Origin of the sequence: Kitasatospora sp. SUK 42 (assembly GCF_015776785.2) — a bacterium.
In the GTDB taxonomy this organism is placed as follows: Bacteria; Actinomycetota; Actinomycetes; order Streptomycetales; family Streptomycetaceae; genus Kitasatospora.
Genome location: NZ_LFMD02000007.1, coordinates 692675 through 699392 on the forward strand (window position 1 = coordinate 692675; position 6718 = coordinate 699392).

Consider the following 6718-nt stretch of genomic DNA (forward strand, 5'->3'; position numbering starts at 1 on the left):
CCGCCACCACCGCCGCGTACCCCAGCGCGCCCACCGCGAGCCCGGCCCCGGCGCCGAAGCACATCTCCGGGACCAGGTTCCGCCGCAGCGGGGCGACCCGCTGCAGCACCCCGGCCACCGTCGCCGCGCCGAGCGCCACGACGGCCGCCCGCCGGGCCCCGGGCGCGAGCCGTACGGCGGGCCGCACCGGTTCGACGGCCCGCACCGCGCGCCCCGCCCACCCGGCCAGCGCGACCAGGGCGAGCGCCGAGCTGCCGTACTGCAACGCCTCGTGGAGCGGCACCCCGGCCACCGTCCGGTCCAGCACGGGCAGCAGCCGCACGCCCAGCCGACCGCCGTGGGTGAACGCGTCCCAGCCGACGTGGGTGGCCGCGCCGAGCGCCGCCGAGGCGAGGAACCACGCCGCGCCCGCACCCCGGGAACTCCCTCCGCCCTCGGCCCGCCGGACCGTCAGCGCCTCGACGCCGCCCGCCCGCCGCTCGGGCAGCAGCCCCACCAGGGGCGCCCGCAGCAGCCCGTGCCACCCCGCCACCAGTGCCGCGGCGATCGCCACGTCCACCGTCGGCACCGCCCACCAGCGGTGTGTCAGACCTCCGTGGCCGTACGCCCCGGGCAGCAGGGACTCCGCGAAGAACGGCACGTCCGGCGCCATCGAACCCGCGACCAGCGCCGAGGCCACCAGGGGCCCGCGCGCCCCGGCGGCGCGCAGCAGCGGCAGGACGGCGGCGGGGTGGCTGAACGTGAAGGGCATGCCCCCATCCTGACGCCCGCCCCGATGGCCCGGCGAACCGGCCCGTGCCCCGTGCCCCGTACCCCGGGCGCCAGGCAACCAGTCCCCGACGAACCGGCCCACGCCCCGGACAGCAGCGAACCGGCCCGCCCCGCCCTACGCCGCGTCCGCCGTACTGGCCAGCCCCTGCGCGACCCTGCTGCCCGCCTCCAGGTACCGCAGCTCCCCGCTGCGCCGCGCGTCCAGCGCGGCCGCGAGCCGCCGGTAGCGGCTGGGCGGCAGCAGGTCGGCCGCCTCGTCCAGGGTGACGAACCGGCAGCCGCGCAGCTCCTCCTGCTGCAACAGCAGGTTCCGCCGCCCGGCGTCGTCCAGCAGCCCGCCGTCGTACACCAGCCGCAGGCCGCCGCGGCGCGGGCCGGTGCGCGGCTCCCAGTCGACCGCGAGCAGGCGCAGCACGGACGGGTCGAGCCGCAGGCCCAGTTCCTCGGCGGTCTCGCGCAGTGCGGCGTCGGTGGGGGCCTCGCCGCGTTCGACCACGCCGCCGGGGAAGTCCCAGTCGGGCTTGTAGACCGGGTCGACCAGCAGCACACGGTCCTGCTCGTCGAAGAACAGGACCGCCGAGGCGACGGTGTCCCCGGTCGGGTCCGGGCTCTGGACGATCGGGCAGCGCGCGTCGCCGATCCGGACCAGCTCGGCTATCCGGTGCGCGGTCTCGCGCGGGGTGAGCCCACTGGTGTCGACCATCCGGGCGTCGCCGACCAGCCAGCGGCGGGCGGCGCGGTAGCGGGGCAGGTGCTCAAGGCACCAGGTGCGGACCCGCTCGCTGGCCACCGGATCGCCGGGGCACTCCTCGCGGTGCGTGATGCGGTCGCGCAGGATCGTTTCTTCTGGGTCCAGCACGAAGTGGTGCACCGCGATCCCGTGCGCGGCGAGGTCACCGAAGATCTCGTCCCGGTAGTCCTCTCTGAGCAGGGTCATCGGCACCACCAGCGTGCCGCCGACCTCGCCCAGCAGCGCCGCCGCCGTCTCGGGGACCAGCCGGCGCCAGGCCGCCAGGTCCTGGAAGTCGGACACCGTCGCCAACCGGTCGGCCGGGAGCATCCGGCGCAGGCCGAAGCCCACCAGCTCGGGATCGAAGAGCACGCTCCCGGGCAGCAGTTCCACCAACTCACGGCAGGCACTCGTCTTGCCCGCCCCGAATGTGCCATTGACCCAGACGATCACAACGTCCCCTGCCCTCGACTTGCCCCGATGCCGTTCGCACCGGGCGGCGCCCCCGTCGGCCGAACCAGCGCCACCCGTGGTGGTACCCGCGCCACGCCGCTCCCCATACCTGCCCGGCGCTCCCGCCCACGCGCCCCGACCGGCCCCTTGACAGGGGCATGTGCCCAGGCCAGGGACCCCTTGGGAAAACCCGCAGCCCGGCCCGCCTCAAAGCTGCACCGCGCCACCACGCCTCGCGCACAGGAAGTCGGACCGGCCGACTTCCCGTGCGCGCCCCGCCCGTACGCCGCTCGCGCCGCCCGTGCGCCCGCCCGCACCCAGCGCTTCCGTTCACACCCGCGCTGGCTCCCGCGCGCACCGGAAGTCGACCCACACCGACAGCCGGCCCACGCCGTTCCCCCACGCACCGTTGCCCCGCGCACCGTTCCCCGTGCGTACCGCTTGCGCCGCCCGCGCACCGCCGCGTACAGAGGAACGATGAAGCTGCTCCCCGTCGGCCGGGTCATCGTCATCGGCTCGGTCAACGCCGACCGGATCCTCCGCTGTCCCGTCCTCCCGGCCCCCGGCGAGACCGTCCTCGCCACCGCCGCCACCCAGGGGTTCGGCGGCAAGGGCGCCAACCAGGCGGTGGCGGCGGCCCGGATGGGGGCCGCGACCCATCTGGTCGCCAAGATCGGACGCGACCCCGAGGGCGCGGCGGCGCTCGCCGATCTGCACGGCGCGGAAGTCGAGACGGGCGGCGTGCTCGCACACCCCGATGCGCCCACCGGCCAGGCGATCGTCATGGTCGACCCCTCCGGCGAGAACAGCATCGTGGTCGTCCCCGGCGCCAACGCCGAGCTGACTCCCGATGAGGTCACCGCCGCCCTGACCCGGCTGCACCTGCTACCCGTCGACGTGGTCCTGACCAGCAACGAGGTCCCCGCCGAGTGCGTCCGCGCCACCGCCGCCGCCCTCCCCGCCCCCGGAGCGAGCGGCGGCACCCGCTGGCTGCACAACACCGCCCCGGCCGGCGCCCTGCCCGAACCCGGCCCGACCGGCCGCCGCCCGCTGCTGGTCGCCAACGCCGTCGAGGCCCGTCAGCTCACCGGCGCCGCCACCGTCACCGAGGCCGCCCGGGCCCTGCTGCGCCACGCCGAGGGCACCGTGATCACCCTCGGCGGCGAGGGCGCCCTGGTCGCCACCGCGGAAGGCCTGACCGCACTGCCCGCACCCACCGTCGAGGTGGTCGACACCACCGGAGCGGGAGACGTCTTCTGCGGCGCCCTCGCCGCCCGACTCGCCCACGGCGCCTCTCTCCCCGACGCGGCCGCCACCGCCGTCGCCGCCGGGGCCTTCGCCGTCACCGCGCTCGGCGCCCGCGGCGCGCTCCCCCGCCCGGCCGACCTCTGAAGCGGCCGGCTCCCCGCCCCGTTCGCCCCCCCCACTGGAGGGGCGCCCTGCGCCACCGGCCCGGGCGCCCCGCACCGGCGCGCTACGGCCGCCCCATGTACGCCGGGTAGTAGCCTCTGCTGATCCTTGAGATCCGGACCCGCGTCCCGGGCCGCGCGGCCTCGACGTACTGGTTGCCGCCCAGGTAGATCGCCACGTGCTGGATGCCGCGCTTGGTGCCGTTCGGCGACCAGAACAGCAGGTCGCCGCGGCGCAGCTGGCCCGCGCTGATCGGTGTGGTCGCCGCGTACTGGTCGTTGGCGACCCTCGGCAGCTTGATGCCACCGCGCCGGAAGGACTGCTGCACCAGGCCCGAGCAGTCGTACCCGTCCGGCCCGTTGCCGGCCGTCCGGAAGGGCTTGCCCACCTGCGTGAGTGCGTACTGCACGGCGGCCTCGACGTTGCGGTTCACCGCGACGGAGTCATGCGCCGAGCCGTTGGAGGAGCCGTGGGAGGACCCCGAAGCCGGCCCCGCCGAGCCGCCCCCGGTGCGCGCCACGTACACGTCGTAGTGCGTGGTCCAGCGCCACTGACCCTGGCTGTTCCTGAACCAGTACCGGCTCCCGTCCCACCCCTGCTTGATCCCCCCGCCCGACGTCGCGTTCGACGACGCGGCCTTGGACGAGGATCCGCCGCCCTTCGTCCGTGCCACGTACACGTCGTAGTGCGTGGTCCAGCGCCACTGACCCTGGCTGTCCTTGAACCAGTACCGCGAGCCGTCCCACCCGGCGTGCGCCGGGGCCCGCTCGGCGGCCGCGGGATTCACGCCGGTGCCGAGGCCGATCACCCCGGCGCCGACCGCGATCACGGCCGCCATGCCTATCCCCCGGCGGACCCGTGCGGCCCGCGAGGGGCCGGCGGGCGGGCCGGATCGGTCGGCGGGGGCGGGGGCGTGTTTCCCGGTCGGTTCGTCGGCGGCTTCCGACGCGCCGGTGTTGACGGTGGTCATCCTGCTGACTTCCTTCACTGCTGCGAACGCACTGTTGCGAACGGCCGCCGGACGGGCGGCTGCGGACACTGCTGCGGACACGCGGTACGCCCCGGCGGCGCCGGTGCGTACGGCACGGCAGGAACCCGCCCGAGGTGCCGTGGCCTCCGGCCGTGCGGCCGGATGCCGCGGCACCTCGGGCGGGATTCGGTTCTGCCTGCGTGTCACGTTAGGCACGCGTCCGCTCACGGCGCGCAGTGGAGTGCGCCAAAGGAAGGGTCACGGGCGGTGAGCACCGACGGGGTCTCAGGGTGAACGCCCGTCACCGGAGGGCACCCCGGCCCACCCCCTCCTCAGCGACCCTCGGCGTCCGCGAGCAGCTGCTTCTTCAGCACCTTTCCCAGCGCGTTCCTGGGCAGTTCGGGCACCAGGACGACCCGGCGCGGCCGCTTGTGCACCGAGAGCCGCTCGGCCACGAAGGCCGTCAGCTGTTCCCCCGTCACGGCGCCGTCCGGAATGACGTAGGCGACGATCGCCTGGCCGAGGTCCTCGTCCGGCGCGCCGACCACGGCCGCGTCGGCCACCGCCGGGTGGTCCCGCAGCGCGGCCTCCACCTCGCCCGCGCCGATCCGGTAGCCACCGCTCTTGATCAGGTCCACCGAGGCGCGGCCGACGATCCGGTGGAAGCCGTCCGCCCCGATCACCGCGACGTCACCGGTGCGGAACCAGCCGTCCGCCGTCCAGGCCTCGGCGTCCGCGTCGGGCCGGTTGAGGTAGCCGCTGAACAGCGTCGGGCCGCAGACCTGGAGCTCACCGACGGTCTCCCCGTCGTACGGCACCGGCTCACCGTCCTCGCCGACCAGCCGGGTACGCACCCCCTCCAGTGGCAGCCCGACGCTGCCCGGCCGCCGCTCGCCGTCCGCCCGGGTGCTGACCGTGATCAGCGACTCGGTCATCCCGTACCGCTCGATCGGGGCGTGCCCGGTGAGCGCCGCCAGCTTCTCGAACACCGGTACGGGCAGTGGCGCGCTGCCGGAGACCAGCAGCCGGGCCGTGGCCAGCCGCCCGGCCGCCTCCGGGTCCGCCGCCAGCCGGGACCAGACCGTGGGCACGCCGAAGTACAGGCTGCCGCCCGCCGCCGCGTAGCCGGCCGGGGTGGGCCGCCCGGTGTGCACCAGCCGGCTGCCGGTGCGCAGGGCGCCGAGCACGCCGAGCAGCAGCCCGTGCACGTGGAACAGCGGCAGGCCGTGGACGAGGGTGTCCTCGGCGGTCCACTGCCAGGCGGAGGCGAGGGCGTCCAGGTCGGCGGCGACCGCCTCGCGCCGAATCACCGCGCCCTTGGGTGCCCCGGTGGTGCCCGAGGTGTACAGCACGAAGCCGGTCGCGTCGGCGGGCGGCTCGGCGTGGGTGGTGGCGGAGCGCTCGGCGGGGTCGACCGGCAGACCCTCCACCGGAGTTCCCTCCGGCACGGCCTCCCCGGCGGCGTGCGCGAGCAGCGTCGCGCCCGAGTCGCGCAGGATGTGCTCGCGCTCCTTCGGCCCCGAGTCGGGCGGCAGCGGCACCACCGGGACGCCCGCCAGCAGCCCGCCGACCACGGCGATGACCGTCTCCACGGTGGGCCGGGCGAGCACGGCGAGCGCGGGCGCTCCGGCCACCCGGTCGGCCACGGCGGTCGCCGCGCCCAGCAGCTCCTCCCGGGAGAGCGCCCGGCCGTCGATCCGCAGCGCGTCCGCCGCGTCGCCGTAGCCGCCGTGAAGTGCCGTCAGCAGTGCCATGCTTCCGTCCTCGCCCTTGTCTCGCCCTGATCGCGCCGAACGCCGTCGGGCCGACTCTACGGGCCACCGCTCCCGTGCCCGGAGTGCGGGGACCAGGGCTCACGGCGGAGGGCGTGGCACCCGGTACCTGGGTACCGGGCGCCACGCCCTCCGTTGTCGTCCGGGGGGATCAGGCCTTGCGGGCCTTCACCTCGGAGGTGAGCTGCGGCAGCACCTGGAAGAGGTCGCCGACGACGCCGTAGTCGACCAGCTCGAAGATCGGGGCCTCGGGGTCCTTGTTGACGGCCACGATGGTCTTCGAGGTCTGCATGCCCGCCCGGTGCTGGATCGCACCGGAGATGCCCGCCGCGATGTAGAGCTGCGGGGAGACCTGCTTGCCGGTCTGGCCGACCTGGCTGCTGTGCGGGTACCAGCCGGCGTCGACGGCGGCACGCGAGGCGCCGACGGCCGCGCCGAGCGCGTCCGCGAGCTCCTCGACCACGCCGAAGCCCTCGGCGGCACCGACACCGCGGCCGCCGGAGACCACGATGGCGGCCTCGGTCAGCTCGGGACGGCCGCTGGACACCCGCGGGGTGCGCGAGGTGACCTTGGCCGCGTTGCCGGTGAACGCGACCGTGACGTTCTCGACGG

Annotated in this window: 6 protein-coding genes; 1 reads left to right on the plus strand and 5 read right to left on the minus strand. The window is 75.8% G+C overall.

All coding sequences use genetic code 11. From position 1 onward, the window contains the following. Together RZ50_RS24750 and RZ50_RS24755 are read right to left on the minus strand one after the other, a co-directional pair. Positions 1 to 751, minus strand: a 751-nt coding sequence (locus tag RZ50_RS24750; protein WP_217680833.1) for a DUF4184 family protein, incomplete at its 3' end; no start/stop codon positions are given. A gap of 135 nt (positions 752 to 886) precedes the next feature. Next, positions 887 to 1954: an NUDIX hydrolase gene (locus RZ50_RS24755; protein WP_196949836.1), complete on the minus strand. Its 1068-nt coding sequence runs from the start codon at positions 1952 to 1954 to the stop codon at positions 887 to 889. A gap of 477 nt (positions 1955 to 2431) precedes the next feature. Between RZ50_RS24755 and RZ50_RS24760 the strand changes: the two genes are divergently transcribed. Continuing rightward, on the plus strand, positions 2432 to 3346 hold the full coding sequence (locus tag RZ50_RS24760; protein WP_196949835.1) for a ribokinase: 915 nt from the start codon (positions 2432 to 2434) through the stop codon (positions 3344 to 3346). Between the two features lie 82 nt (positions 3347 to 3428). On the opposite strand, the gene RZ50_RS24765 is transcribed toward RZ50_RS24760, so the two are convergent. The 3 genes from RZ50_RS24765 to RZ50_RS24775 form a co-directional block, all read right to left on the minus strand. Further along, on the minus strand, positions 3429 to 4334 hold the full coding sequence (locus RZ50_RS24765; RefSeq protein ID WP_196949834.1) for a C40 family peptidase: 906 nt from the start codon (positions 4332 to 4334) through the stop codon (positions 3429 to 3431). 332 nt (positions 4335 to 4666) lie between these two features. Continuing rightward, a complete protein-coding gene (locus RZ50_RS24770; RefSeq protein ID WP_196949833.1) occupies positions 4667 to 6088 on the minus strand; it encodes an acyl-CoA synthetase in 1422 nt (473 codons plus the stop codon). Positions 6089 to 6257: 169 nt separating this feature from the next. Beyond that, on the minus strand, positions 6258 to 6718 hold a 461-nt coding region (locus RZ50_RS24775; protein WP_217680835.1), incomplete at its 5' end, for an electron transfer flavoprotein subunit alpha/FixB family protein.

Bases quoted from the DNA above. Each gene is read 5' to 3' on its own strand.
- RZ50_RS24760 (WP_196949835.1), top strand. From the start codon at position 2,432: ATGAAGCTGCTCCCCGTCGGCCGGGTCATCGTCATCGGCTCGGTCAAC.
- RZ50_RS24765 (WP_196949834.1), bottom strand. From the start codon at position 4,334: ATGACCACCGTCAACACCGGCGCGTCGGAAGCCGCCGACGAACCGACC.
- RZ50_RS24770 (WP_196949833.1), bottom strand. From the start codon at position 6,088: ATGGCACTGCTGACGGCACTTCACGGCGGCTACGGCGACGCGGCGGAC.